The sequence below is a fragment of the Streptomyces sp. NPDC096176 genome, from assembly GCF_044763255.1.
Taxonomy (GTDB): domain Bacteria; phylum Actinomycetota; class Actinomycetes; order Streptomycetales; family Streptomycetaceae; genus Streptomyces.
The window spans coordinates 68,943-95,874 of sequence record NZ_JBIWFV010000009.1; the positions used below are offsets into that span (position 1 = coordinate 68,943).

The 26,932-nt window shown below is 68.0% G+C and carries 15 protein-coding genes; 12 read left to right on the plus strand and 3 right to left on the minus strand.

Going from position 1 to position 26,932, the window contains the following annotated elements; genetic code table 11:
* Positions 1–1,195 precede the first annotated feature (1,195 nt).
* Positions 1,196–2,716 carry a hypothetical protein gene (locus ACIQ7Q_RS24630; protein WP_403866025.1) on the minus strand — a complete coding sequence of 507 codons (1,521 nt, stop codon included), beginning with the start codon at positions 2,714–2,716 and terminating at the stop codon, positions 1,196–1,198.
* 980 nt (positions 2,717–3,696) lie between these two features.
* On the opposite strand from ACIQ7Q_RS24630, the gene ACIQ7Q_RS24635 reads away from it, so the two are divergent.
* The 4 genes from ACIQ7Q_RS24635 (at position 3,697) to ACIQ7Q_RS24650 (ending at position 8,595) form a co-directional block, all read left to right on the plus strand.
* Positions 3,697–4,476, plus strand: a complete 780-nt coding sequence (locus ACIQ7Q_RS24635; RefSeq protein WP_403866028.1) for a TnsA-like heteromeric transposase endonuclease subunit — start codon at positions 3,697–3,699, stop codon at positions 4,474–4,476.
* Positions 4,473–6,638, plus strand: a complete 2,166-nt coding sequence (locus ACIQ7Q_RS24640) for a Mu transposase C-terminal domain-containing protein (RefSeq protein ID WP_403866031.1) — start codon at positions 4,473–4,475, stop codon at positions 6,636–6,638. Before ACIQ7Q_RS24635 ends, ACIQ7Q_RS24640 begins: the two co-directional genes overlap by 4 nt.
* Positions 6,639–7,769 (plus strand): ATP/GTP-binding protein, encoded by a 1,131-nt coding sequence (locus ACIQ7Q_RS24645; protein ID WP_403866033.1) that lies wholly within the window; start codon positions 6,639–6,641, stop codon positions 7,767–7,769.
* A 154-nt stretch (positions 7,770–7,923) separates the two neighbouring features.
* Complete coding sequence (locus ACIQ7Q_RS24650; RefSeq protein WP_403866036.1) at positions 7,924–8,595, plus strand: hypothetical protein; 672 nt, start codon at positions 7,924–7,926, stop codon at positions 8,593–8,595.
* A gap of 145 nt (positions 8,596–8,740) precedes the next feature.
* Here ACIQ7Q_RS24650 and ACIQ7Q_RS24655 read toward each other — a convergent pair whose 3' ends face one another.
* Positions 8,741–9,577, minus strand: coding sequence for a hypothetical protein (locus ACIQ7Q_RS24655; protein ID WP_403866039.1), 837 nt, complete (start codon positions 9,575–9,577; stop codon positions 8,741–8,743).
* Positions 9,574–10,074 carry a hypothetical protein gene (locus ACIQ7Q_RS24660; protein ID WP_403866042.1) on the minus strand — a complete coding sequence of 167 codons (501 nt, stop codon included), beginning with the start codon at positions 10,072–10,074 and terminating at the stop codon, positions 9,574–9,576. The genes ACIQ7Q_RS24655 and ACIQ7Q_RS24660 overlap by 4 nt, the downstream gene beginning before the upstream one ends.
* Before the next feature lie 892 nt (positions 10,075–10,966).
* Between ACIQ7Q_RS24660 and ACIQ7Q_RS24665 the strand changes: the two genes are divergently transcribed.
* The 8 genes from ACIQ7Q_RS24665 to ACIQ7Q_RS24700 all read left to right on the plus strand — a co-directional run bounded on the left by ACIQ7Q_RS24665 (position 10,967) and on the right by ACIQ7Q_RS24700 (position 26,927).
* Positions 10,967–12,547, plus strand: a complete 1,581-nt coding sequence (locus ACIQ7Q_RS24665) for a hypothetical protein (protein WP_403866045.1) — start codon at positions 10,967–10,969, stop codon at positions 12,545–12,547.
* Positions 12,544–13,317: a hypothetical protein gene (locus ACIQ7Q_RS24670; protein WP_403866048.1), complete on the plus strand. Its 774-nt coding sequence runs from the start codon at positions 12,544–12,546 to the stop codon at positions 13,315–13,317. The genes ACIQ7Q_RS24665 and ACIQ7Q_RS24670 overlap by 4 nt, the downstream gene beginning before the upstream one ends.
* Position 13,318: 1 nt before the next feature.
* Complete coding sequence (locus tag ACIQ7Q_RS24675; RefSeq protein ID WP_403866050.1) at positions 13,319–17,968, plus strand: hypothetical protein; 4,650 nt, start codon at positions 13,319–13,321, stop codon at positions 17,966–17,968.
* A complete protein-coding gene (locus tag ACIQ7Q_RS24680) occupies positions 17,965–19,050 on the plus strand; it encodes a hypothetical protein (RefSeq protein WP_403866053.1) in 1,086 nt (361 codons plus the stop codon). Before ACIQ7Q_RS24675 ends, ACIQ7Q_RS24680 begins: the two co-directional genes overlap by 4 nt.
* A gap of 373 nt (positions 19,051–19,423) precedes the next feature.
* Complete coding sequence (locus ACIQ7Q_RS24685; RefSeq protein WP_403866056.1) at positions 19,424–20,839, plus strand: hypothetical protein; 1,416 nt, start codon at positions 19,424–19,426, stop codon at positions 20,837–20,839.
* A 108-nt stretch (positions 20,840–20,947) separates the two neighbouring features.
* Positions 20,948–24,115: a DEAD/DEAH box helicase gene (locus ACIQ7Q_RS24690; protein WP_403866059.1), complete on the plus strand. Its 3,168-nt coding sequence runs from the start codon at positions 20,948–20,950 to the stop codon at positions 24,113–24,115.
* A gap of 304 nt (positions 24,116–24,419) precedes the next feature.
* Positions 24,420–24,746 (plus strand): hypothetical protein, encoded by a 327-nt coding sequence (locus ACIQ7Q_RS24695; RefSeq protein WP_403866061.1) that lies wholly within the window; start codon positions 24,420–24,422, stop codon positions 24,744–24,746.
* Between the two features lie 93 nt (positions 24,747–24,839).
* Positions 24,840–26,927 carry a tetratricopeptide repeat protein gene (locus tag ACIQ7Q_RS24700; protein ID WP_403866063.1) on the plus strand — a complete coding sequence of 696 codons (2,088 nt, stop codon included), beginning with the start codon at positions 24,840–24,842 and terminating at the stop codon, positions 26,925–26,927.
* The last annotated feature ends 5 nt before the right edge of the window (positions 26,928–26,932 follow it).

Here is a 26,932-nt window from a genome sequence, read left to right on the forward strand (position 1 = left end):
CAGTCCGGGGCTGTTGAGCGGACGGCGTTGCCTGTGCCGACGGTCGTCGTTGGTGAAGCGGGGCAGAGAGCAAGAGCCGGCGGGTGATGGGGGTTGGCGCAGTGAGGGTGCTTTCGGCGCTGCGGGTTGATCTGTCGCCGGTGGGCGGAGAGACCACGGGGTCGTTCGTTGGGCGTTTGGCTGAGGCCAATGTGCTGCCGGTCGGGCAGGTGCTGGGCCTGTTGGGTGCGGGGGCGCCGCGCGAGCCGGACTGGCGGGTGTGCGAGGTCTTTCTGAGTGAGCAGGCGTTGCGCGGTCTGGCTGTCCTGGCGGGCCGTGATGTGGAGTGTCTGCGTCGGGCGTTGCCTACGGTTGCCGACCGCGGCATGGAGCGGTCAGCGGGACGCCCCGTGTGCATCGCGGGGTGGCCTGCCGGTTGGCAGGTCCTGGCGGAATGTGGGGGGTGTGCTGCTCGCCGGGGTGACGGGCTGCGGTCGGCGTGGCTGGCCGGTGGGGCGGCCTGGCAGGTCTGTGTGCGGCATGGGTGGTGGCTTGAGGGTGTGGATGCCTCTTCTCACGTTTCGCTTGCGGCAGTTCCGGATGTGGTCGCCGCTCACAAGGCGTGGCTGGTTCTGCGACGGCGGGTGGGGCCTTATGCGCGGGCGCTGTTGGCCGACGCCGGGCAGGTGGCCTGGTACTGGTGGCAGGGTCGGCAGATGGGCTGTGAGACGGTGTGGGCGGGCCGGGAACGCGCCTTGGGGTGGGGGCGGCGGCCAGCAGGTGTGCCGCTGGTGACGTACCCGGAGGCGGTGAGGGTCGCCGAGTGCATGGCTGTGCACGAGCGGCAGCGTCGTTGGGGTCGGGAGTTCGACAACGGTGCGCCGGGCTGGGTGTCGCGTCGCTGGATCAGTTGGGTTGGTGAGCGGCTGGGGTTGGCGGTTGAGATGGAGCGGGCGGGATATCGGGCGTTGCGGGCGTGGACGATGGAGCACTGCATCACCACGCCTGTGGCGGATCGGCTTCGCCAGTCGCCCCCGCCGCACGGTCATCGCCGTGGGCCCCTGCCTGTGATGGATCCTCATCGTGCGCTGCCTGAGCGGGGTCCGCTGCTGGAGGCGTCGTGCTTGCCATGGCGGCAGGGAGTGACGGCGGGTGGGTAACGGGGAGGCATGGCCGCGGGCTTGGGACGCTTTGGTTCCGTGGTGGTGGCGATGGGTCACCACCGGCTGTTCTTGAGGAGCTGCGCCGGATTGATGTCACGGGCGTAGTGGTGGAGGTACCAGTCCATGCTGTGCGTGGCGACTGGCCTTACGTGCCCGGGGGACAGTCCGAGCCTGAACCCGCTGCCCGGGTCGTCGGTGATCTCACGAACCTCTGGCGCATGGGTGGCGTAGAGGATGTGGTCTTGGTAGACGGCCAGGGGGAAGCGGCCGGTGTGGGCGGTCGTGCCGAGCTTGCGGCGCAGGTTGGCCCTGGCGTTGGCGATGATGCTGGCGTGCAGGTCGGGACGCCAGGTCGGGTCGTCGGGCGTGTCGTAGGTCTGGCCGGGCATGTGGTCGTGCGTGTTGGGCGGCAGGGCGAGCAGGTCGATGCCTTGGAGCGCTGAGGTGTGGATGGCGCGCAGCAGTGCGAGGTCGACGTCGTCTTTGCTGCCCAGTTGCTGGATGGCGTGGCAGAGGTCGTCGGGGGGCATGTCGGCGGTGATGCCCAGGCGTTCAAGCGCGGCGAAGTGAGCGAGGCGGATGCGCTGATACCAGGGGTCGAGGTAGGGCCGGGTCCGGCCGAGTCGCAGGTATGCCTTGACGGGGGCGACGGGGATGCCTCGGGATTGGGCATAGGCCACGGCTGGGGTGGGGTGCCAGGCCGGCCCGGTGCTCGGGTACGGGGCGGGCAGGTGCGGGTGGTGCTGGCCGGAGCCGGATAGTTCGACCAGCCAGCTGCCGGGAATCTTGCGGTCGAAGGTGGGGTGGTCGACGAGTTCGGCCGGACTGTAGGCGAGGCGGATGTTGTTGATGTCCGCGACGCGGAGCAGGTTGACCGCCAGACAGGTGACATGGGTGAGGGTGGCCTCTGCGTCGGTGGGCGGGCGCCACCAGTCGTAGTCCTCGGCGATCACCTTGTCTGCCTTTGAGCGGCCGTGAGCGAGGCGGTGGCCTTCGGGCGCCTCGCACGGCGCCGGGTCGACGACTCGTGTGAGTGCTCCGGGGGCGCCCTCGGCGAGCAGCTTGCCCGTGGTGGCGTGGAGGTGCGGTGGCGGGCGGAGGTCGCTCATGAGCTTGTGCCCGCAGGCCCCGGGTGATCCGATCGGGGTGCGCATCAGGTGTGTGTACGTTCCGAGGAAGCGTGCGAGCTGGACTGCGTCGAGGTGTGCGGGGAGCTGCCAATCGTCGAGGGCGCCCCAGGGGGCGACGGCCAGGTGCATGCAGTCTGCGTCGGGGTCTTGGTTGCTGGGGTGGACCGTCGTCCAAGGGTCGAGTCCTTGGTGGTCGGTCTGCCAGCCGATTGATGCGAGGTGCCGGAGCATCGGGTGGTCGCTGTGGGGGTGCCGCTGTGAGGGTGTTGGTGGGGTCGTGGGCAGCGAGAGGTGCTGTGTGGCGGTGTCGGTCAGCACGAGCAGGGGGCCAGCGTTCAGTCCCCCGTTCTTCACGGGAGGCGTCCCCAGGCCGGCGGTGGTGGTCCAGGACAACAGGCTCGCCAGGGTGTCGGCCGGGCAGTGGCGGGCGGTTCCGTCCGCCATGTGGGCGGTGAGTCCGGAGGTTGCGTGGGCTTCGAGTACGGCGAGGGGGCCGGCGGCGGTGCTCCGCCCGCGGGCGGGGTAGTCCAGGCGCGCTGCGGGAGGCCAGACGAGCTGCTTGGTTTCGATTGGGGGGAGGCGTGGGTTCGACGGCGAGGCGGGCGGCGGGACAGGTGCGGTTCGGGGGGACGGTGGGGGGCAGCGGGTTCCCAGGTGCTGCGGCTGACCGCCGACGCGCTGGACTGTGGGCTGCTGGCAGCGCCAGCACCTGTTCCCCACCGCGTCTAGGAAGGGGATCTGGTGGTGCAGCGGGCCCAGTGCGGCCCAGTCCGGGAGGGTGGCGGCCGATGGGGGCAGCGGGGTTTTCGTCAGGTAGGCGTGCAGGCCTTGCAGCAGCTGTTGGTACACCGCGGCGTTGTGTCCGCGCGGGGTGGCTGTTCCCCTTTCCCATGAGCGGACGGCTGCCTCGCTGACGCCGCAGGCGCTGGCGACCTGGTACACGGAGAGGCGGCATTCGCGTCGCAGTCGCAGGCGCTCCGGCGCCTGAGGCAGCTCAGTCGTGTGAGCTGCTGTGACGGCATCCTCGTCGAACAATGCATCCATCAAGGTCTCGGCTCCCCCGGGCCATCGCAGGTGACGGGCAGTGCCGTCCGCGGTTGTGTGCGCTACGCGGCACAGCATGCCTGCTGCGGAGCGGGGGCGTTGGCGTGCCTGAACGTTCAAGCTGTCGATGCGACGATCTGACCTGCGCGAACAGCTGCCGCACATATACCCGTTCGAGTGGCGCGCGGCAGGAGCGATCATGCGCCCCCGGATGCTCCTGCCGAGGTAGGCATCGCTTGTCGCCTTTGGTGCAGGTCAGGAGCTGTGGACGAGTGTCGGTCGGTCACACGATCGAGAGAGCGCACAGACGGCTCGTGCGCTCGCTCGTTCGAGGGCCTTCCCCGCAGAGCGCTTCCGTTCCGGCACGGCAGGCCGCCACGGTGTTCACCGAATCGATCACACGGGCGATCTCTGGTGGCTGTACTGGGAAGGCGCTGATGGGTGAGGTGGTGTGGGCGGAGTTCAACTCCGCCGCCGGGCGGCTGCGGCGTCAACGCGTGGGCGAGGTGCACGGGGAGGCGCTCGAGACACGCAAGCCGGTGTGGAAGCCGGTGCAGTACCGCGGCAAGCGCGCGATCGCCACATGGTGGCGACCGGCCGAAGCCGCCCTGCACGTGGGCTGCGCACATTTGACAGCTCTGCAGACCGCTCAGGAGCTGGAGTTCGATCCGCAGGTGGCTTCGTTCGCCGCGTGGCCGGTGCGCCTGATGTCCCGGGATGGCGGCACGGTCGTTGTACCAGACTTCTTCGCACGGCTGCGCTCGGGCCAAGGCTGCCTGGTGGCGTGCCCACCGGTTGGAGAGACCGGCAACGTGCAGGAGTCGGCTGAAAGGCAGCTGCTGAACGCTGCTTGCGAGCAGGCAGGTTGGCAGCTTCGGGTCAGCCCAGGCCCAGGTGAGGTGGTCGCGGCGAATCGGCGTCGCCTGTCGCGCTACCGGCATCCCCGGCTCGCCGATGCGCAAGCCGCCCAAGTGCTGCATGCGGTGTTCACGCGGCCGCAGGTTCTCGCCGAGGGCATCGCGGCGAGCGGGCTGCCGCGGCTGTCGGCGATGGCGCAGGCGCATCATCTGATCTGGACGCGGGAGCTGCTGATCGACTGGGAGCGGCCCTTCGCCCCGTCGTCCTCGCCGGTGTGGTCCGCGACGGCGGTGGCGCGGTGAAGCCGCCCGTGGCGGCCGTGTCGTTGGGCGACGTGGTGCGCTGGCAGGGCGGAACTTACCTGGTTGCGGCGCTGCAGGGCAGCAGTGTGTACCTGCTTAACCAGAACACCGAGGGGGAGGACGCCACCGCCCTGGTTGATGCCCTGCTGAAAGCGTCCGACTTCGCGGTACTGACGGAATCGGCGACTGCCGTGTCGCCGCGCAGTGGCCACGCGGGCCGCCGGGCCGGGGAGGGGCTGGCGAGCCTTGCCCTGCTTGAGGGACTGTCGGAAGCGGCGCAGGCAGACGTCACGTTCTGGCTCGACCATGTGCTGGAAGTGCACACCGGCCTGCCCGGCTTTGCCGACGCCGATGCCGAGCCGAGGGCCTGCTACGACCCGGCCCGCACCACGTTGCGGGAGCGCTACGCCACGAAGGCGGCCGAGCTCCAGGCCGCCCACCACAAGGTCTCCGCCGCGACTGTGGAGCGCAAGCGGCTGGCATGGCTCGCTGAGGGGGTGTGGGGGCTGGTCGATAAGCGGCGGCTGCGCGTCCCCAGCGAACAGGGGCGGGTGGACAAGCGGGTCGTCGAGCTGCTGCACCGGGTCCACAAGCGGCTGCGCTACAAGTCATCCGGGACCAGGTCACGGCTGTTCGAACTCCTGAGGAGAGCATGCGTGAAAAAGCTCAAGAAGGCGGAAGCACAACGGCTGATGCCTTCCCGGGCCACGTTCTACCGGCTCCTGCACCGCCTCGGCATCCACTGCGACCCCGGCACCGGCGCCGTGAGCCGCGGCCCGGACACTCATCGCCCGGTGCCGCCCTTCACTCCCACGCTGGCGACGACACCCGGTGAGCAGGTGCAGATCGACACCACCGCCCTGGACCTCCTCGCCCTGGACGAGACCGGCAGAGTCGTCTCCGTCGAACTGACCGCCGCCATCGACGTGGTCAGCCGGAGCGTCCTCGCCGCAGTCATCCGCCCCCGGAGCAGCGGCACCAAGACCGCGTCCAACAGCCGGCGCCACGGCGGCCGGGCCACCAAGGCCGTCGACGCACTCCTGCTGCTGGCCGACATGTGCACTCCGCAGCCCATGCGGCCCGGCTGGGTGAAGCAGGCCCGTGCCGAGGGCTCCGGCCTGCCGTATCAGGATCTGGTGGACGCGGACGAGCGGATGCGCGGCGCGGCTGCTCGGCCGGTGATCGTGCCCGACATGATCGTGATGGACAACGGCAAGGTGTTCGCCGGCCGGGCCTTCATGGACGCCTGCGCCTACCTCGGTATCTCGGTGCGTCCCGCCTGCTACCACTCCCCCACTCACAAAGCGATCATCGAGCGCACGTTCCGGTCGGTGAAGACGCTGTTCAGTCAGTACGTCACCGGCTACACCGGCTCGAGCCTCGCGGGGCGCGGCAAGAAGGTTGCGGGCGAGCGGCTGTGGCGTCTGGATCAGCTCAACGACCTGCTGCAGCAGTGGATCGCCGTGGGCTGGCAGCAGCGGCCGCACGGGGAACTGCGCAATCCGTTCATGCCGTCGATGCCGCCGCGTACCCCCAACCAGATGTTCGCCGCGCACGTGGCGAGCAGCGGCTACGTGCCGGTGCGGCTGAGCGAGGAGGACCGGCTCAGGCTGCTGCCGACCGAGTGGGTCCAGGTCACCGACCGCGGGATCCGGGTACGCAACCGTACCTACGACAGTCGCGCTCTCAAGGACTACCGTGGTGCCGAGTCCGGCTGGGCTGGCAAGGGCCGGCGTTGGCCCGTGCGCTATCACCCCCATCAGCCCGAGAAGGTCTGGCTGCAGGACCACCGCGACGGCTCCTTCGTCGAGGCGGAGTTCATTCACCAGCGTCTCATCGGTGACCCCTGGACTGAGCATGTGTGGGATCAGGCGGTGGCCGCCCACCTGGAGCAGGGCGGCAGTCCCAAGCAGGAGTCGGCGATTGCCCGCGTGGTGAGCCGCCTGCTGCAGCGCGCCGGCAATGGCCCCTCCTCCACGTCTTCCGGCACATCCGTGCCTCTGGAACGCGGTCCGCAGGTGGGGCCTGCTCCTGCCAAGGACCCCTACGCCGGCATTCCCCGTCCCGATTTCACCCGCATCCTGGCTCTGCCGAGTATGGACGTCGATCCGCGTCGCCTGGGCCTGCCACCGCGCTGTGCCCTGCCGGGCGCAGAGTCCTAAATGCCCCGCCTGCCGGCCGAGTTCGCAGACCGCGAGCTCGGCCGGCAGCTTCTCCACTCGCCCTCGCTGACCGCCGCCCCCGGCGGAAGCCGCGTCACGATCACGATCCTGGCACCCATGAACTCACACGCCGATGACAGCCGCCGTCTGCGGCCCACCGTCCGTGCCGGATGGATGGACTACTGGCAGCGCACCATCACCCCTCCCGACCTGAGTACCTGCGCCCCGGCAGGGACGGTCGACGACCCCGTCCGGATGAGCTACCACGCCACCATGTGCACCGTGCAGACCCCGGCCCTGAAGAAGGCCGTCACGGTCGCGCGCCGTCTCTGGCTGGCCAGCAGCCCGCGAAGCGAGGGCCCGCTGCATCTCGCCCTCGATGGCCCCGGCGAAACCGGCATGACCACCGCGCTGCGCCAGATCGGCCGCGCCTTCGAGGGCATCATCAGCAGCCAGCTGCCATCGGATCCGCACCGTGTCTCCGTGATCCACATAAACACGCCGCTGTCTCCCGGCAGCAAGGTGGACTGGTCGCTGCCCTTCGCCGAATTCCTGAGCCTCCTGCCTTCGAAGGCCCCGGAAACCCCCCAGCGCAGCGCTGACATGACCGGTCCGGTTTGCCACGTCATCAAGACCCGCGGTACCCGCCTCGTCCTCGTCGACGGCATCGACCGGCTGGACAACTCCGAGATCAAGACCGCCTTCGACTACTTCGGCTACCTCGCCAGCGAGTACCAGATCTCCTTCGTCTACTGCGGTGTCGGCGCCCGGGACATCGCCGATGCCGCACGCCGCGGCAAGCGTGCCGGCGCTCCGCGAGGCGGCGCCGGCGGCATCCCCACCCTCGCCGTGAATCCGATCCCCTACAGCGCCGAGGAGTACGGCACGTGGCACGAAGTGATCAAGTCCTTCGACCAGAACCTGCGCCTGCACCACCACTCCCCCGGAGATCTTCTCGACCTCGCCGCCCACCTGCACGAACGAACCGGCGGCTACATGAAGCCGCTGTCCTACATCGTCTGCCAGGCAGCTCAGGAAGCCATCGAATCCGGCACTGAAGCCATCACGAAGGAGCTGCTCGATGACCAGCTGGTCGGCCGGTTCGCTGACGATCCGATTCTGCAGATCTGACACGCATCTCCGCAGATCATCCGCTCGTTGAACTATCGGCACAGCTGACGCCCCGCAGGCAGCAGGGTGGACGACGTTGTGCCACGACGCCGCCGCACCCTGTGCCGCTGCGTTCGCCAGAACTCGCTCTCCTCCCGGCCAGGAAGGTCCTCCCATGGCACGACGCAAAGCCAAGCGCTCCCGCACCCGCCGGATGCTCCGGATCGTCGTCGCGGACGCCACGGAAATCAGCGCACCCCCCGGCGTCCTCGTCATCAGGACCGGAGCTCTCTCCAAGCGGCCCACCGTGCTGACTATCCCGACGGAACTGCTCGATTCGTTCCTGCCCAATCTCCAAGCCGCTGCCCACGCGGCGGAGGAGGACTACTGGAAACTCATTCCCGCGTTCCACGCTGGCGCCCGCAGCGACGACAACGCGGAACTAGGCCAGGCCAAGGAGCGGTGGATCCTCGCCCAGTCGTGGGACCAGGCGCTGCGACACGTGGACGACGCGGACCATCCCCTCTTCCTGATGGACTACGCCGCCCATGTCGGCATGATGGCGGCACCGCCGTTCACCGCCGTCCGCACACTGGTCATCTTCGACCCGCTCCAAATCCGCCGGCTTTCCCCCAGTCTGACCACCGCTGCCACCCGGGCTGCACGTGGCATGCCCGCCGCCCACCCTCACGTACCCTCGCGGCTGATGCAGGCTCAACAGGATTGGTCATCGATGCCCTGGCCCGCCAGGCCGGCCGTCCTGCCCACGCAGAAGCAGGCCGACGATGTCATCTCCGGACTGCACACCGACTTCCTGCGCCGTCCCCCTCTCATCAAGGAGAGGTGAACCCGGTCAGCCAGAACTCCTGTTGCCGCGACGCTGCCGCTGCCGGCGTACCAGCGAAAGTGCACAAACGCGTGTTTCGGCAGATCGGAGCAACACGCCGGGCGCAGGGTGCGCTTGGCCGGGGTGTGGCCGTTCCTGGCTAAGCTCAGAAGGGCGGCAGCGCGCGGGGAGTGACGAGCGACACCAACTCCTCCAATCGCTCCCTCCACTGCTCGCTGTGCTGCCTGGCCTGCTCCAGCGAACGCCTGCCGGACACGGCGAGGTCGTCGCCGATCACCTCGAACCCGGCTGCCACAGCGAGCCTGCTCATGTATGAGGAGGGATCCGTCGAGCCGATGACGGCGATTCGGCATCCGAACACCAGGTGGGCGACGGCCTGCGCGGCGAGCAGAGCTGTAATCCCGAACCCGCGCCATTCGTCGTTGAGGTGTGCGTCGAGCAGGACCAGCAGGTCGCCGTGCGAGTTCAGCATGAACCGGTGAATGGGGTTCGCCGGATCGTCAGCGGCTTCGAACACACGCCGTGCAGCACAGCTGAAGTCGTAGAAGGTGTCGTTGAACTCGCCGCTGGCGTATTCATGGTCGTACCACGGCAGCTTGGCGAACATGAGGGTGCCGACCGGCGCGGTCAACGGCTGGTCCTGCAGTCGCGATAGCTGATGGTGCACATGGACCTGCCACCACTGGGGCCCCTCGCCCGGCCCTGTGCTCGGCATTCCTTCCAGCACATGGGAGGCGTGCAGAGTCAGATGGGCCGGTGAGCCGGGCAACAGCAGAGGTTTCACAGACTGCCCCGCGCCCCCGGCCGCGGAGTTGGTGGCTTGGCATGGTTCGGGGGCGATGGCATCCGCACGGTACTGAAGTTCCGCGTCTTCGGCGTGTTCCGGGTCAGGGGGGTTCGGCTGCTGTGCGATGAGGTGGTGCGTGGCGGAGTCGACCGGCTGGTGGGACGGAGTCATGGCGGGGTGCTCCCTGCCGGTCATGTGTGGATCATCGTGGGGCACGGGCAGTGGGAACAGGGCTCGCCCTCCGCGGGGTTGCCGGGGTGGCAGGACCAGTCGTGTCCGCACAGGCACAGCAGACCGCCGGTAGCGGCCGCGAAGGAGCATGCGTTGCAGGAGCCGCTCGTCGGCTGGGGTGTGCTGAGTGCTTGGAGAGATTGCCCGGGGAAGTGCTCGAGGACTTCCCTCGGCAGCCCGGAACGGCCCTGGTTGAGGATGATCTCGGTCAGTTCGTGTTCGAGCCAGGCCTGGGCCGGGTTCTCTGTCCGCATCATCAGCCAGTTGCGGAACCCTGCCGGCGCGTCGTCCAGGAGTTCGGCATCCCCGTGGCTCGCCTTGTCGAGGATGTGCGCGAGGCGCTGGGCGAGTTCGGTGCCGAGCGCCCGACGGTCATCGGTTGCCTTTCGCGCGTGGATGAGGACGTGAGGGATGGCAGTCGGGCGAACGATGAGCTGGTCAGGCAGGGTTGATGCCTCCATGCCGGCCGCGGTGGGGGCGTGCCAGGGGCATTCAGCGGTCAACCTGCTGACGTACCACTCCCTGAAGGAGTAGGGATCGGCGCTCTGCCTCGACCAGCCCCAGTCGACGACACATCCGCACGCCTGCTGCAGAGGCGTCCAGCTGACTGCAGTCGATACCGACCCCGAGCCGTGACCGCTCCGCCGCTTGTTCCGTGCCTTGTTCTTCTTGACCCGCCCCATTGCTCGTCCCCTGTCGCGGCAGGAGCGTCGGCCCGTTGGCCGACCGATGTCCCCCTGCTCGGTCAACGACCCGGCACAGATACAGGCAGCGGGTACGACTGTCATCTCGCTGTTTCGTGTGGTTGTCGAGCGTTCGGGCGGTCTCGCGTGTGGGGCTATGGGTGACGATTCGAGGCATGCGGTTCCTGGGCGAGCGTCTGCCCGCAGTCAACAGCGGATGAGATCGGGGTCAACCTCGTGGGCCGCTGACATGTCCCGGCATCTCGGCCTGCCTCCGCTTTGCGTGGGCTCTTCCCTCGCAATCTGCAGCCGCGCAGGACGGGAGGCCTGGCGTGCCGGCCCGTGCGGCGGTCGCCGTCGGCGCAGCGGTCGACCAGCTCGACTGGTCCGTCCTCACAACATGGTGCCGCGTCTTCGCCACTCTGGGACGGCCGGAGATCTTGCCAGCAGTCTGGCATCGGGGCTCAGGCCGTCCGGAGCGAGTCAACCTGAGCAGCAAATTCGACATCGCCCCTGGTGAGAGGCTCGCGACAGTATGAGGATCACCCGTGCGGATGTCGGCCACCGTGATGAGAAAAATGCCGCTTCTCAACTGTTTTGTCATAGACGGATGCTGCACTCTACGACACGGCATCAGCGTCTATTTCACACAGAAGGGGTGGTTTATCCCTTGGATAACGGATTTTGTGATGCGGAGCGTCTCCTGGACAGCGAGGAGCGGCAGCTGCTGGCCGCTGCTCCCGAGCGCGGCTGCGACGAGGGATGGACGTCGCTGGTGTCCGATCCCAGCTTCGTGCGACGCAGCACGGTCCTGGCCCGCTCGAGCCCTCTGCACCGGCTCGACCTGAGGCAGGCATGGCAGCAGTTCCCTGCAGGCGTGTATGACCCGCGGACTCTGGCGCTGGCCGCCCTGGAGGCCGTGATGCACCAGCAAGGCCTGGACGAAGAGGCGACCACCGAGGCAGTGGTGGAGTTTCTGGTGGAGCTCGCCCGTGAGGCTGCTCCCGGCCGGGATGGCAACGAACACGATGCCGTGGCCCGGTTCGTGCTCCGGGAGCTGCTCAACGACCAGCAGGGCGGGATGGAGTTCGCCGTCCCGTACAGCGACTACCGGGAGGGGCACTGCCGGCAGGAGCTGGGGGTGCGGCTGCTGAGTGAGGAGATCGGGCGGGACGGGCGGGCGGTTCTGCGGGCGAGTGTACCGGCGATCAATTTGCTGCTGGCCGGGATGGATGTCGATGTGGAGGACCAGCAGGCGGCGCAGGACGAGATCCTTCGGCGTCAGGTGCGTACAGGGCGGTGGGGTCGGGCGGAGGAGAGCGCTGGGGAGAGCCTGAAGCTGTCGCTGGCCTACGCGGAGCGGATCCGGGTGGTGCTGCGGGAGACCGAGCGGGATGTGCGGGCAGTGGACTGGGGGTGTCGGGTGCCCGAGCTGCTCGACTCCTCTCGCGGCCACCTACTCGAGCGGCAGCGGGCGGAGCTGGCTCTGATCGAGTTGATGCGCAGGGCGCGGGACGGGATCGAAGAGCGCGAGGTGCTGCTGACCTGCATGCGCATTCTTCAGCTGTTGGAGCGGGCGCGTCATCGCCACACGCAGCTGCTGAAGGAAGTGCTGGGTGCGCGGTCGACGTTTCTGAGGTCCCAGGCGCAGCAGCGTTTTAGGCCGATCCCGGATCTGGCGAGGGTGTCCATGCAGGGCGACGTTCTCATGCCCCTGCTGGAGCTGGGGAGGCAGGAGGCGTCCGAGGTGACCGAGGTGTTCACCGATGCGTTGGGCGGGCCTGTGGTGGTGCGGCTGCCGCGGTTGCGGGATTGGTGGAGCCTGCTGCTGGCGCCGGTTCGGGAGGCGGGCGGGACGTTCGAGGACGAGGAGGTCGTGGAGCTGACGGACGACGACCTGGTCGCTGACGCCGCGGGCCACAGTGATCTCGACTATGCGCAGGCCCGCAGTGTGTTGTCCGGCGCTCTGGTCGGGCCGGTGCGGTTGTCGCGGCTGCTGGAAGACGCCTTGCGGTTCGGTGCTTCGGTGGCTGAAGTCGTCGCGCTGGCCGTGCTGGCGGCTTTCGCGCCGGATCCCGAGAACGACGACGACGTCGCCGTGCATGGCCTGTCCGATCTGCTGGGCGAGCGACTGGTGGTCTTGGACGACGGCCAGTGCTTTGACGAAGGCATGTACGGCGGGAGCGACCTGCTTGTGGTGCCGACGCACGCTCTGCTCGGTGAGGGCCTGTACGAGGAGGCGGCGGCATGAGCACGGCGGTCTCGACGTCTGCGGATCTTCAGGACGCGGCGGAACTGGTGCGCTACGGATGCCGGCCCCGGCTGCGACCGCTGGCCGACGCGCGCTACCGCGATCTGCTGCAGCGCTTCCGGATGGACAGCTTGTTCCGTGACCGGGTCGAGGCGATCGCCCAGGGTCTGGGTGCGGAGGTGATCGCCGCGCACCCTCAGGAGGGGCTCGTTCTTCATCCTCAGGACGGCGGGCTGTTCACCTACAGGCTCAAGCACGATCTGCGGCGCACGGCGGAGCAGCGTCTGGTGCTCGGACTGGTGCACGTCGCGATCGCAGCGCGTGTGTATCCGACCGAGCACGATCTGGACGACGAGTCGGTCAAGCGCGTCAGTGTCGGTGAGGTGGACGACTTCCTGCGTCATCTGGTGGAGCAGTTGCGAGAAGCGTCAAAGGGCGAGGACGGGCTTCCTATGCCGGACGCCGCCGTCGATGCCGTGTGGCGGCTGTATGCCAGGCGACCTGGCGGCAAACCCACCCCGGGAGGGCGGGGGGTGACTCAGAGCAGTACTCAGAGTGTGATCCGCGAGGCTCTGGAGTGGCTGGTGCACCAGGGCATGGCGATGGCGGCGCCGGAGCTTGGCGCCGGGCACTACCGGCTGATGCACCGGTTCCGGCTGCAGGTCCGTGAAGCGGCGGCCCTGCCCGCCTTCGAGGCCCTGCGTGACATCCGGCGCGCTCAGGACGCGGCCGCTGCTCCCGACACCAACACCGACTCCGAGGAGATGTGACATGCACCGTCTGCGATGCCTGCGGTTGGAGAACATCGGACATGCGGCGGCGGGGTTCAAGTCACTGGTCCTGGATCTGACCGGCGGCGTGAGCCGGATCGATGGCACGGTGATGCCGGCTGTCGACGTGATCCTGTGGCTGCGCAACGGCGGTGGCAAGTCGAGTCTGCTGTCGTTGTTCTTCAGCCTCTTCCTGCCCGCCAAGGTCGACTTCATCGGCCACAAGAGGGGCAAGTCCCTGGCCGACTATGTCCCTGACCAGAAGGTCTCTCACGTCATCGCCGAGTGGGAGGACACCTCGTTGCCGCGGGGAGGTCCCGCGCTGATCACCGGCGGTGTGTACCAGTGGGAGGACGGGCACAGGCCTGCTGATGTGGCAGCCGGGTGGGAACAGCTGGTGCGCCGCTGGTACGCCTTCCGGCCGCTGCCGGGGGTACTGGATCTGGACTCTCTTCCGGTGCGTGCCGAGGCCGGGCAGCTGACGCAGGCCGCGTTCCTCAAGAGGCTGGCCGAGATCAACAAGGCACAGCGCGGTCTGAACCTGCGTGTCGCCGAGGACCAGACGAGGTGGCGCACGCTGTTGACCGATCTCCGGCTCGACCCTGCCGTGTTGCGGATCCAGCGGGACATGAACCGTGAGGAGGGCGGGATCACCGAGCTGTTCCAGTTCTCCACTTGCGAGGATTTCGTCGACTTCCTCATCGAGCTGGTCTGCGACGCAAAGGAGCCCAAGGAGGTCCGCGCGTCTTTGGAGGAGAAGGCCACGAAGCTTGCGCGGCGTCCTGGCCGTGAGAAGGAGCAGAGCTTCCTCGCCGCTGCGGCGTTGGCGTTGAAGCCGGTCAAGGAACACAGCGCACTGGCCGCGATCCAGCAGGATCTGCTCAGGCAGCAGGTGTCGGTGGCCGTGCGTGCGGCGGAGTACCTCTCCAGCCGGGCAGAGGCGCTGGGCAGCGCGGCAACACACGCCACAACGCGGGCCGGGGAGGCGCGGGCGGATGCCCTCGCAGCCGAGAAACGCGCCGGGGAGGAGGAGCGGCGCTTGGTGGTGCTAACTCGCCAGTCTGCGCACTGGGCCGCCCTTGAGACAGACCAGGAGGCCCAACGGTGTGAGGAAAAGGCTGCCGCAGTCCAGACCGTCCGCCAGGCGTGGGAGCTGGTGGACACCGTGCTCGAACTTGAAGCGCAGCAGCAGCAGGCGCAGGCCCTTCGCGAGCTGCTGGAGCGCCATGACGTCCGGCAGGCGCCATTGCGGGAGGCGATGGAGGTCTCGGGAGCGGCGCTGAGGGGCCGGCTGGAGGGGGCAGTCGAGGAGCTGACCGGTGCGGTGGACCGGGCGAAGGAGGAGTGCGGGGCGGCGGGTGCCGAGCGCAGTGCGGCCGAAGCCTGCCACAGGCAGACGGCCAAGGAGGTGTGGAAGGAGAAGAACCGGCTGGAGCAGACGACACAGCATCTGAAGGCGGCGGAGAAGGCAGTCACGGCAGCCCGCCGGAGCGGGTTGATCGGCCCCTCGGAGGATCCTGGCGATGCGCTGAGCCGCTACGAGGCCCAACACGTCGCTGCCGAACAGCGGCTGTCGGTCTGCCGTGACCGGCAGACCGACGCACAGTCACGGCTTTCCGTCCTGTCCGAACAGCGGGTGGCATGTACCGGGCAGCTCACGGCGGTGCGGGAACGGCACGGTGCGGAGTGGGACCGACTCGGCTCCCTGCAGGCTGAGCGGCGAGACCTCGCGGCCGACCGGCGTCTGCTGGAGCTCGCCTGCGCTGAGGCCGGCACTGTGCTGGACCTGGACCGCGTGGCTGCGGATCTGCTGGACCTGCTGGCCGCGGCGGGCAGGGACTGCGATACCCGCCTGCTGCAGGAACAGGCGGACGCCGTGGAAGACCGGCGGGCGGTGGACGCCCTGAACGATCTCGGCTTCCTGCCGGCCCCGGCGGAGGTCGAGCGTGCGGTGGATCGGCTTCGGGAACTGGGCGCTCCGGCCGTTTCGGGTCTGCAGTTCCTGCGTGAAGCGTTCGCCGTCCAGGAGCATGCGGCGGTGGTGGCCGCCGTGCCCCATCTGATCGGCGGTGTAGTGGTGTGCGGTCTGGTCCCCGGCGGCGACCTGGCGGCACTTGCACGGCGTGCCGGTGTGACGACAGCCGTCATCGCGGTGAGCTCTGACAGTCAGGCACGGCAGGCGATCGCGGCCGCAGACGGCTCGGGGATGGTCGTCCTGCCCGTGCACCCGGGATTGCTGGAGCCGGGGGCCGCTGAGCGGGAACGTCTTCGGCTGGAGCTTCGGATGAACGGCCTGGCAGGGCGGGTTAAGGACCTCACCCATCAGCGGGAGACGGATGCCACGCTCGCGCGCCGGCTGCAGGCCCACATGGATGTCTTCGGCGCGGGTCCACGTGAGGCTCTTGAGGAGACCGTGGCCCGTCTGGAGCAGGAGGTGGACGAACTCCACGGCAAGGATCGCCTGCTGAAGGAACAAGCCAGTCAGGCACGTCAGGAGGCGGACGCCCTCGGTCTGGAAATCGCTGCCCTCACCGCGAAGCTGATGGAACTGACGTCCCAGCTGCCCCAGGTGCGGGAACTGGCCGACCAGCACGATCGGGTAATGCCCGCCTACCGCACCGAGATGGAACAGGCCAGAGAAGCCCTGTCGGTGCACCAGGCCGCACTGCGCCGACATGACAAGGCCCGCAAGGAGGCAGAAGCCCGGCAGGGCACGGCCCGGGACCGGCTTCGCCAGTTCGAGGACCGCCTTCAGCGCCATGCCTCGGAGGTCCGGCAACTCGCGGCCGCCGTCCCCGCCAGTAGTGTGCACGCGCTCAGCGCGGCCGAACTGGCCGCGACCTCGCTGGAGACCCTGCGCGGGCGCTACAAGCAGGCCCAGCGTGACTGGGAGAACGAAATCGGAGACGACGCGCTGCGGGCCCGCTCTGAGAGTTGCGCCAGCCGCATCGTGGAGCTGACCCGCGCGCTGGACGGCAAGGACGAGGATGTCCGTGCCAAGGCCGCAGAGCTCGCGCGCTCCGCACAGTCGGGTGACGCCGAGGCCCGCGAGCGCGCACGGGCCGATGCTGCGGCCGCTGAGTCCGAAGCGATCGAACGCCGGGGCGTCGCCAAGCGGGCGAAACGGGAGGCCGGCGAGGAAAGCATCAAGGCATGGGCCGCTGTGGAGGCCCTTGATCCTCCCTATGACGCGAGCCGAGACCAGGCCGGCCCATTTACCGGCGCTGATGCCGCCCGGAAAGCGCACGCGAAGGCCCAGGCCTCCGTAGAGCTGGCGGGCAAGGAGGTGCATGCCCACCAGCTGAACGCGGCGCAGCAGCACCTCGCTGCCGAGAAGGCACGCAGCGCTGCACACACCGTCGGCCGGTGCGCGCACGGGTTGAGGGCGACGGCGGAGCGTCACTGCGCAGCGCAGGAGACAGCGCCAAGCCCGGCTTCTCCGGCGGACCTCGATGCTCTGCTGTTCGGCCTGCTGGAGCAGCTGCAGGTCAGCGCCGCGTCGGTAGCCGCGTTGTCGCCCGAACAGGCCGAAGCCGTGGAGGAGGTTGTGGTCAGAGAGGTCAGTTCGGCTGCCGAGGCCCACGACAGTGCTCGCAGAAGGCTCGAGAAGTCTCTGCGCAAGGTGCACACTCTGGCACAGGACCGTACCCATGCGGACGTGGTCGACGGGCAGTTGCTGGAGCGGCTGCTGACCGACTTGGCCCACCCGCTGCGGCTCGCGGAGCTGATCGACGAAATCGACCTGCGGGAGAAAGTCGTCCTCGATGAGCTGGCCGAATTCGCCGACGACCAATTGATGGTGGTCCAAGCGTGTCTCGGGCTGGTGAAGACGGTGCTGGACGACGTGCAGCAGGTGGCCCGCCACTCGAGACTGCCACAGGGGCTCGGCAGCTGGTCGGGGCAGCAGTTCCTGAGCCTGGAGATCCGTCACGTGCCCGACGACGAGGTAATCGCCCGTCGGCTGTCGACCGAGATCGACCGGATGACAGAAGCCGTCGCGCAGAGCACCGCGGCCAAGGCAACGGCCCTGCCGGACGCGATGACGCTGACCAAGGAACTGGTCCTGGCCGCTCTCGGCGGGCGCGGCAACGTCGTCGCGAAGATCATCAAGCCGACGCAGTCACTCGACGTCGTGCAACGGAACTCAGTGACGCAGATCCAGAAGTTCAGCGGCGGGGAACTGCTCACCCTGTCAGTCCTGCTGTACTGCACTCTGGCCCGGCTGCGTGCCGCCAAACAAGGCCGCAAGGCGTCAGGAGGGGTGGGCACCCTGGTACTGGATAATCCCTTCGGCAAGGCGAACTACACACCCTTCATCGGCCTGCAGCGCAAGGTCGCAGCCGCGCACGGCATCCAGCTCGTCTACACCACCGGCTCCAACGACCTGCCGGCTCTGGAACGGTTCCCTCTCATCATCCGTCTGCGCAACGGCGTCGACGCCCGCACCCGTACCCAGTACGTCCAGATCGCTGACCGCTTCGGCGACGCGGTCAGCCGTGGTCTGCAGCACATGCACGACGACGGCATCACCTCCGCACGCCTGCACCGCCATGTTGCCGAGGGGACCGGGATGGAGGACGGCAGCGGTCCGGGTATCCCCCAGCAGAGCGGTGAGACAGGGCCGGACAGCGACGCGGAGAACGAACGGTGACCCCCGCCGAGCGTATGACGGCCCTGCTCACGAAACAGACCCGTCGGCGAGTCGACTTCGAACTGCTGGCCCAGGCCGCCGACGAGGGCGACTCCAGCCTGTCCACCTCTTCTCTGCGGCGCCGCATCCTCGCCGGCGCTGCGCAGGAGCTAGCCGCCTGCGGCACCGTGCGGCTTCCGGCCGCCGGCGGGCGCGGCTGGGACCACAGCGCCGATCCCCCACTGCCCCTATGGGTGGAGCTCCTCACCCCGCGCCGGGCCCGCGCCTCACGTCCGGGCCCGCGGGCCTGGGTCGAGGCCCTCACCTTCGCCACCCACCTCGCGCCGAGCCGGGCGGACGAGGAGCTCCTCTCCCCCATCAACACCCTTCTGCGGGACCACCCTGACGCCGAGCCAGTACCCATCGCCGAACGTTCCTACGAGCTGTACGGGGACGAGAAACGGCTCGCACGCATCAGCTCCCACCACCTGGTCACCGCCGGAATGCTGAGCATCACCGACCATCTGCGGGCCTTTCCCTCCCCCGCGCCCCTGGCGATGTACGAGCTCGGGCCCGCGCCATGGATGTTGATCGTCGAGAACAGCGCCGCCTTCACCAGCCTGCGCCGCATCCTGAACGCATGGCCCAGACGGCACGAGGTGGGCTGGCTCGCCTACGGCGGAGGCGACCACCTGGTCGCCTCCATCACCACCTGCCTGGAAAGCTTCGAAGAACGCCAGCACCCCATCGACCACCTGCTGCTCTACACCGACCTCGACCTCGACGGCCTCGAGTGCGCCCAATTGGCAGCCGAACGCGCCCGCGAAGCCGACCTGCCGCCGCTCGTACCGGCCGTCGGCCTCTACGACAAGCTCCTGACACGACAACCCCGTACCGTCCCCGTCGGCGACGCTGAGCGGATTCGGACAGCGGCGTCCTGGCTTCCTGAGCCTCTCGCCACCCACGCAACCGGCCTGTTGGTGCGTGGCGAGGTCCTACGGCAAGAGGCCTTGCCAGGGCCCAAGGTAGGCGCCCTGCTGTACCGCGATCAGTCACTGTTGCCACAACTCCGGGGGCGCGCCCGCGACGACGCAGCAGGCTGAGGGCCTCAAGCTAGGTGCGCAGCCTGCGCCGGGCCGGTTCTTCGGCCCGGCACAGGTCTTGTCACCGAACGGCCGAGCACCCGGCCCTGCACGACCCTGAAAACAAGCGTCTTGAGGGCGTGCCAGGGCGGCGGTGCCGCTACCTGTATGGGAGCTGAGGCTCCACGGGCGAAACCAGCAATGTGGGTGAACCGGTGATGCCAAGGACACATGTCAGCTATCGTCGCTTTTGGATCCGGGTTGTCGATCGTATCGACGGCACCAGCCACTTGGCCTTCGCGCTGTCCGGGGATGCGGCTGCACCGCGCCTACCAGCAGCCTTCCTTCGTCTGTGGTCGGCCCGTGGTCGGCTGCGCATCATCGGAGAATTTCCATGGCAGTGTCGACTGTGGCATCAGTCCCCCGCGACTTCTTCTGCGAGCACACTCTCAACAAGAGCCGGGTCCTTGTTCTGCTTGCGCATCAGGACGGTCCCCCGTCTCTGCAGGCCGTGCTGACGTGCCGCGACGCAGCGCTCGCGCAGCTAGCAGCGCGCCTTCTGACCGCAGCCGCTGCCGACGGGGCCCTTACCGCTCGGGAATCGGCTGCCGCCAGGAGAGTCGGCGAAGAACTTCCGGATGCCCCGGCCGCCTCGTTCCGGCAGGCCCTTGACCTGGCCCATGCGGGAGTGTGGCCGACTACTCCTCACGCCCTTTCCGTATGGTCGGCAGACGGTAAGGACGGGGGTGCGGAAGTAGGCTCCGAGGCAGAGCTTCCCGTGTCCGCGGTCCGCTCGCCGAAGGATGCCCGCCTCGCAGATCTGCCAGGTCCGGTCGTCAGGGTCGTCCAACTGCGGGAGTTCCACATCTACGACCAGGACCGCATGCTGGCCGCCGCAACGGCCGGCGGCTGGGAACCCGTGCCGGACGATCAGCTGGGGGACGACGACCCCAAAGACCTTGTGGGGGCGGCGATGTTCGCCGCAGAGACGACAGGTGAACTGCCCGGGATGGACTGGCTTACCGACGCCCAGGAAGGCCGTCTTCTGGTGCCCGCCCGTGGCGACGAGGTCGCCGACTGGTCCACCGAGCCAATCCGCGTCAACTTCGGCACCGGCTGGCGCCTGAGCCAGGCCGCGAGCCCGTACAGCGCTGCCCCTTCTCAGCCCGAGCCGCCCCATCCAGACTTCGCAGCACTGTTCCCACTGCCCGTAGCCTGCGACTGTGAAGAGGAGGACTGCCAGAAGTGCGACTGGCAACTCACACCGCGCTCTGCCGACCTGCTGTATAGCGCGCTGGTGTGGTTCGCGGAATCGGCCTACGACGACGTAGCCGAGCTGCAGGGCCGCCCCGTGACAAAGGACGACGACGGCACATGGGGGGTCTTCTCCCGTCTGCCGCAGGTGACCTGGAACCAGGGCATTCAGTGGCGGCGTGGGCTCGCCCGAGCCTGTGACGACCTGGCCGGTGACCTTGCGCAGGGCAAGTGGCCTCAGCCCACCTGCGCGGCCGAGGAGATGATCCTCCATCTCGCCATCGCCGATGCACCCGATCTGGTGGAGACAGGGGACGAGGCCCTGGCACACGCGGCTCTGCCGACCCACCGCGATGACTACGACTTCAGCGCCTGCTCGGAATTCTTCTTTCAGGACCATGATGTCCTGTGGCTGTTCAACAGCCGCTACAACGAGAGCCCCGACTCGGCCCACGGCACCCGGTCGCTTGTTCCGGAAGCCCTGCAGCCGGACAACTGGTTCGAGAACTTCCTCAACGTACCCGCGCGTGGTGCCGATCGCGGATACCGCCGCTGACCCTGCCCGCCGCTCCCTGGTCTCCCGGGGAGCGGCGGGCTGTGGTTCCTGTGCCCTGGCCGTCTGTCAGCCGGGCATCCTCCGTTCCCGTAGCAGAAGGCTTTGCCCATGAACGTGACAACTCCCCCGGTGTGGGCCGACGATCGTAGATTCGAGTCGAACAAGGTCCGTCAACTGCTGGTGCCTGCCGGTGATCTTGAGGTTTTCGAGCAGGACGGAACGTTGCAGGTGTCGAGCGTCTTTGGCTGCTGGCCGGCCTGTCATGCCGGGCAGGAGACGGAGACGCTGACAGCGGTACTGCCAGCGGGAAATGGCGACGTTGCCTGGCACGGGAGCCTGCAGGCACATGCCCCGGGGACGGTCGTGGAGTCCTACAGGGGTGCCATCGGGTTCCGCCACCATGACGAGCCGTACAGTTTGCGTCGCCCGCAGGTCGGTGCGCTCCATGCGGTCATGGGGCACTGGGCGTCGGGACTGGGGGAACCGGGCATCGTGGTGATGCCTACCGGGACGGGCAAGACGGAGACGATGCTCGCTCTGCTCGTCGCCGCCCGGCCTGAGCGGCTGCTGGTTCTGGTGCCCAGTGCGGCCCTGCGGGATCAGATCGCGGGGAAGTTCGAGACGCTCGGCATCCTGCAGCAGGAGCAGATCGTGGCCGCCGGCGCGCTGCGGCCGTGCGTGGGCCGGCTCGAGCGTGGTTTCAAGGATCCGGCCGAGGCGGAGCGGTTCGCTCGGGCATGCAATGTCGTCGTAACCACCCCCAACATCCTGAACCGATCCACGCCGCAGGTGAGGGCCGCGCTGCTGGGGTCGTTCTCGCATCTGATCGTGGACGAGGCCCATCACGCTCCCGCCGTAACATGGGCAAGCGTCATCGACGAGTTCTCCGACCGGCAGGTGCTGCTGTTCACGGCTACGCCGTTCAGGGAGGACGGGCGCAGGCTTCCGGGACGGATCGTCTTCCGGTTCCCGTTGCGTGAGGCCCAGCGGGACGGCTACTTCCGGCGCATCACCTACCGGGCCGTTCTCGGGCTGCAGGACGTCGACGAAGAGCTGGCCGCACACGCGGTCGCGCAGCTGCGGGGCGACCTGGGCGCGGGTTTCGATCATCTGCTGATGGCCCGGGCTGGGAACATTCGCTCCGCCGAACACATTGCAGAGATCTACCGGCGACTGGCCCCAGAGTTCGCTCCCACTGTGGTGCACCAAGACATTGGCGTGGCCCGTCGCAAGGCGGCCGTGGCTGCGCTCAAGGATCGCACGTGTCGCGTCATCATCTGTGTCGACATGCTCGGCGAGGGCTTCGATGAGCCTGCACTGAAGATCGCTGCCATGCACACGGCGCGCAAGAGTCTCAGTCCGATGGTTCAGTTCATCGGCCGGTTCACTCGTGCCGCGGACGGGCTGGGCGAGGCCACCGTGTTCGTCGCCCAGGAGCCCCACAACGGCACGTCGCCGCTGCGCCAGTTGCTTCGGGAGGACGCCGACTGGAACCTGCTGCTGCGCGATCTTACCGACCGCCCGACCGTCACCACTGAGGAGAACGACGCCTTCGACGACACGTTCGACGGGGCTCCGGAGGAAGTCGCGGTCAGTGTGCTGGAGCCGAAGATGAGCGCCATTGCCTACCGTGCGGCCACCCCTGAGTGGACTCCAGAGGCAGCGCTCACCTTGTTCCGCGACAACGAATGCGTCCTTGGCGATGCCATCGCCTTGGGCGGCGAGGACTTCCCCGTCGCCTGGTTCGTCGTCGAGCGCCGTACGCCGGTGCGCTGGGGTGCGCCTCAGGAGCTGGAGCAGGTCGTCTACGAGTTGGTCGTGCTGTACTTCGACACCATGCGCCGGGTGCTGTACATCCACGGCTCGGAGAAGTCGAGCGTGTACAAGGACCTCGCTGACGCAGTCCTCGGCGAGGGCTATGAGCTGATCAACGGTGCCCGTACATACCGGGTTCTTGCCGGCGTGAACCGGCTTGTCCCCACGAACGTCGGGCTGAAGGATTCTCGGGCCTATTTCACTCGCTTCTCGATGCACGTGGGAAGCGACGTCTCGCAAGGGTTCGACACCGCCCAGGAACACAAGAGCCAGACCCATATCGCCGCGTCCGGCTTCGACCACGGTGAGAGTGTTGCGATCAGTGCCGCGGCCTCCGGCCGGTTCTGGTCCCCCACCACCGCGCCGAGCCTGAAGGCTTGGACCGACTGGTGCGACCGGCAGGGCACGAAGCTGCTCGACAGCACGATCAACCTGGAGAAGGTCTTCGACGGGTTCATCATCCCCCAGGACCTGACCGAGCGGCCGCCCCACGTCCTGCTGGGGGTGCAATGGCCTTGGCAGGTCTACACGGGCGCACGCGACAGGCTTACTGTCACCTACGACCAGCGAAGCTACCCACTCACCGACGTCGACTTCGAGGTGGACGACTACTCCCCCGCGGGCCCGTTCTTGTTCTCCTTGACGACCAAGGACTGGCGTGTGCCGTACCAGGCGTCCTACGAGGACAAAGGGCTAATCTACCGTCCGCTTGAGCGGGACGCCATCGTTGCCTCGAGAGGCCCGAACGCGCAGCCGAAACCGCTGGAGGAATGGCTGAACGCAAACAAGCCCGACCTGTTTCTCGAGGGTGACCGTCTCATCGACGACAACGGCAAGCTCATCAACCCCAGCTACGAGCGCCGTCCCTTCGACCCAGGTCTTCTGACACCGTTGGACTGGGCCGGAGTGGACTTCACCAAAGAGTCCCAGTGCGCTGAGCGCCTCGTCGACTCGGTCCAGTACTACGTGTCGGCCCACCTGCAGGCCACCGGTTCCTTCGACGTTCTCATCGACGACGACGGGGCGGGAGAGGCAGCGGATCTCGTCGGTCTCACGGCCGACGGGAAGCACCTGGACGTGACGCTCGTGCACTGCAAGTACTCGAAGGAGAACGCAGGCAAGCGGGTGAAGGACCTGTATGAGGTGTGCGGTCAGGCGATGCGCGGCGCCAAGTGGCGGCGCGGACCGATGCAGCACCTCCTGGCCCACCTGCACGACCGTGCCGGGAAGTACGCCCAGCGCAACAACGGAATCTCGCCTTATGACGTCGGAGACCCCAAGAAGCTGTTCGCGATCCGCGAGCAGGCCCACATGCTGATACCCCGCTTCCACACGATCATCGCCCAGCCCGGCCTGCAGGCAAGCAAAGCCACCAACGACCAGCTACTCCTCCTTGCCGGCGCGGACAAGTACGTCCGGGACACCACCGCCGGCGATTTCACCGTCTACTGCAGCCGGTAGCCCAGGTGATGTGAAGAGCATGCTCTGTCGAGGTTCTCCGTACGGTGTGCCATGGGCCCAGGACCCGAGGGACAGAGCAATCACGATGCGCCAGGCGTCCCAGTGCGAGGCGCTCCTTTCGCTGGTGCCCGGTCCAGGCCCAATCGTGCCCGAGGGCATCCTGTTCGTCGGTGAACATGGGAACTGCCGTGAACGCATGGGCCGTCATTACCTCGTGCGTGCCGGATACCTGGTGCTGTTGCTGGGCAGTGGTGGCTCGCGGTGAGAGGAGGGGCAGAGCATGTCAGATGGGCGGAGAGCCACGGTGACGGTTGCTGCCGCGTTGGTGATCGTCTCGACCCCGGCTTTCTGGCTGTTCGACGGGCCGGATACCGGGCAATTGGTGGGAGCTTCGGTACAGGCCGCCACGGGTGTGGGCGCCTTGCTGTGGGCTTGGTTCCAGCCGACCACCGAAGCCCGGGATATCGCCGCGCGGACGGGACGGGCAGAGGCGAGCAGCGGCGGAAGGGCCCACACCGGTATTCGTCGTCGTCATGGCCGCGGCGGGGCGGCTCGGGTTCAGCAGAGCGGGGACGCGATCGCCCGCGGGCAGGGAAGCAGTGCCGGCACTGGCATCGACTACACCGAATAGGACCGCCATGACTGTGGATGGACGGTGGGAGGGCCGATGAGACGGCCTTGGTCGAGGCGTTCGTCCCGCACCCAGGACGACGCAGACGAATCGGTGCCGTCTGTCAGGGTCAGCAAGAGCGGTGATGCCCTCGCTGCGGATGGCGGCGACGCGCTGAGCGGCTACCGGGGCTCGGGTCCGCCGGCCTGGGCGGGTTCCGAAACGGTGCGGGTGGAACGGTCGGGCGACGCAATCGCCTCGGCCGCCCATGCGGTGGCCATCAGCGGCCATGTCAGCATCAGCCAGGTGACGGTCTCCGCTCCGTCGCCGCACAGGCCGTTGGACTGGCCCATCCGGTTGGACTGGCCCATCCGGTTGGGCTCGGTGCCGGTGCTGGCGTCCGCGTTCCAGGACCGTTCTGCAGTGCGGGATCGGATCGACTGCGCGAGGGCCGGCCATGCCACGGTGGTGCTGGCCCAGGTTCTGTCCGGCGGCGGAGGCGTGGGCAAGACCCAACTCGCCTCCGCTTACGCCCACCAGGCCCTGGCGGACGGCATCGACCTGGTGGTGTGGGTCGACGCCAGTGACCTCGAGCAGGTAATCGCGCGCTATGCCCACGCCGCGCATTCCGTGCAAGCGGCTGCGGATCATCTTCTAGGGAAGAGCGCCGAGTCGGACGCCAGGCTGTTCCTTCAGTGGCTGGCGACGACCCGGCGCTCGTGGCTGGTCGTTCTCGACGACCTCACCGACCCGGAGGCGATGCAGGTGTGGTGGCCTCCGTCCTCCGTTTTCGGATGCGGCCGGGTTTTGGCGACGACCCGCCGTCATGACGCGGTCCTGTCTGGCGGCGGCCGGGCTGTGGTGGACATCAACACCTACACCGCAGAGGAGGCGGAGGCATATTTGCGGGAGCGGCTCAGCTCTGCGCAGGCGACCCATCTCCTGGATGCGCGGGCCGCGGTGCTGGCCGAGGCACTGGGCTTCCTGCCGCTAGCGCTGTCCCACGCCGCCGCCTACATGGTCAACGAGGATGCTCCGTGTGAGGAGTATCTGCGCCGTTTTAATGACAGTGCAGCGCGCCTGGACGACCTGCTGCCACGTGACGCGGACACGGAGGGATACGGTCGGCAGGTGGCGGCGGCCCTTCTGCTCTCTTTGGATGTTGCGCAGGCGAGCGAGCCCGTCGGCTTGGCTGTTCCAGTCATGCGTCTGGCCTCTGTCCTGGACCCTGCCGGGCATCCGCGTTCCCTGTGGTCCAGCGACGCCGTCACCCGTTACCTGAGCTCCCAGCGCAGCGCGCCCGGCGATGACGCTGTCTGTACAGTCGGTCCCACCCAGGCCCAGGCAGCACTCCGGCTCCTGCACCGTTACGGCCTACTCATCGATCACGCGCAGGCTGGGCCCCGCGCTGTGCGCCTGCACGCCCTGACCGCACGCGCGGTACGTGAGTGCACCCCTGAGGCCGCTGTGACCGAGGTAGTGAGGTCCGCCGCTGGCGCGCTGACTGAACTATCCAGAGGTACCCGTTGGCGCGACCACGAGACGACAGCCGCGCTGCTCACCAACATCGACAGTCTCGAAGCCTGCGCGGGGGATCTGCTGTGGCAGGTCGAGGGCCACTACATCCTGCGCTGGGCCGGACGGAACCTCACCCTGAGTGCGGCAGTCCCATACTGGCAACAGCTGATCGGCACCAGCGAACGGCTATTGGGCCGGGACCATCCTCTGACCCTCGTTGCCCGGCGCGATCTGGCAAGGGCCTGCTTCCTCGATGACCGAGGCAAGGATGCCTACGCCGTCCTACAGGAGGACTTCCCCTACCAGGACAGCAAGCTGGCACGTGAACGTGCAAGCCTCTCTGCGGCAGCCCCACGGTCTGTCAATGCGGTTGCGTTACAGGAGGACACAGTCGCCGTCCGTAACCGGTTGCTGGGATCTACGCACCCGGCGACCCTGGTAAGCCAGGTCGAGCTTGCCCTCTTGCACTGGTCCCAGCGCGACATGAGAGCAGCCATCAGGGTGCTGAATCGGGCTCTCGACGGATACCGGGCGACATTAGGCCCTTGTCATCCGGCCACCATCTCGGTGGCCGACCGGCTGCACCGCTGGCGAAGACAGTACAAGAGGCGCTGGTGGAGGCTCACGCGCAGCCCGTTCGCGTCGGCCGGGCCAGCAGAGGCAAGCGACAATGTGACGCGGTGACGTGG

What these genes read in the sequence shown, in the direction of transcription:
- ACIQ7Q_RS24630 (WP_403866025.1), bottom strand. Translation starts at nt 2,716, where the DNA reads ATGGCGGACGGAACCGCCCGCCACTGCCCGGCCGACACCCTGGCGAGC.
- ACIQ7Q_RS24645 (WP_403866033.1), top strand. Translation starts at nt 6,639, where the DNA reads ATGCCCCGCCTGCCGGCCGAGTTCGCAGACCGCGAGCTCGGCCGGCAG.
- ACIQ7Q_RS24650 (WP_403866036.1), top strand. Translation starts at nt 7,924, where the DNA reads ATGGCACGACGCAAAGCCAAGCGCTCCCGCACCCGCCGGATGCTCCGG.
- ACIQ7Q_RS24655 (WP_403866039.1), bottom strand. Translation starts at nt 9,577, where the DNA reads ATGACCGGCAGGGAGCACCCCGCCATGACTCCGTCCCACCAGCCGGTC.
- ACIQ7Q_RS24660 (WP_403866042.1), bottom strand. Translation starts at nt 10,074, where the DNA reads ATGGAGGCATCAACCCTGCCTGACCAGCTCATCGTTCGCCCGACTGCC.
- ACIQ7Q_RS24670 (WP_403866048.1), top strand. Translation starts at nt 12,544, where the DNA reads ATGAGCACGGCGGTCTCGACGTCTGCGGATCTTCAGGACGCGGCGGAA.
- ACIQ7Q_RS24675 (WP_403866050.1), top strand. Translation starts at nt 13,319, where the DNA reads ATGCACCGTCTGCGATGCCTGCGGTTGGAGAACATCGGACATGCGGCG.
- ACIQ7Q_RS24685 (WP_403866056.1), top strand. Translation starts at nt 19,424, where the DNA reads ATGGCAGTGTCGACTGTGGCATCAGTCCCCCGCGACTTCTTCTGCGAG.
- ACIQ7Q_RS24690 (WP_403866059.1), top strand. Translation starts at nt 20,948, where the DNA reads ATGAACGTGACAACTCCCCCGGTGTGGGCCGACGATCGTAGATTCGAG.